We start from the raw sequence: 584 nt of genomic DNA on the forward strand, positions 1-584 counted from the left end.
TTGAGATGGGACCAGAAATGGAGGCAGCGATGAATTTAGACATACTCCAGATTGCGCGCGAGTCGGGACTGGTAGTCCTACTCGACGGCAGAATCGGCCACCATGACTACACAAGCGTTAGCGGTTCCGTCAACGCGTTGTCGCGATTCGCGCGCTCGATTATGCGCACATCGATGGCGGCGGGGACCCGGACGAATTGCGGGGTCCGCGGATCGATAAGCAATTCGCTGGTGATGGCGCGAATGCGACAGCACATGAGAACGGCTGGCATCCGATCCAACTCGTCTACTTTCGCATGTAAAAAGCGCCGAGTCCGTGCCCTTTATAAACAATGAACGGGTTAGACGACCTAGGCCAGCCAATATGCGCCTTTGCGAAGTGTTCTTCGAACGACACGAACCAAAAAACAATCCCGCCGGCTGGCGGGATTTCAAAGCACGGCACCGAGAGGATGCCACTGAAGTGCGCCCCCCTTAAAAGCGCACCGGTGCAGTGTGCGAAACCAAAACGTGGTGCGCAATGCGTCAAAAGGCAGCGCATCCGTACGAAAGGAAGCGCTGGTCTGAGTCGGAATTCCATGCGCA

The 584-nt window shown here is 56.2% G+C and carries 1 protein-coding gene; it reads right to left on the reverse strand.

The genetic code is table 11. From position 1 onward, the window contains the following. Positions 1 to 285: 285 nt before the first annotated feature. Positions 286 to 584 (reverse strand): hypothetical protein (locus tag QCE48_RS31685; protein WP_309794492.1); only part of this gene is annotated, 299 nt, incomplete at its 5' end.

The sequence above is a fragment of the Caballeronia sp. LZ024 genome (genome assembly GCF_031451455.1).
GTDB lineage: Bacteria > Pseudomonadota > Gammaproteobacteria > Burkholderiales > Burkholderiaceae > Caballeronia > Caballeronia telluris.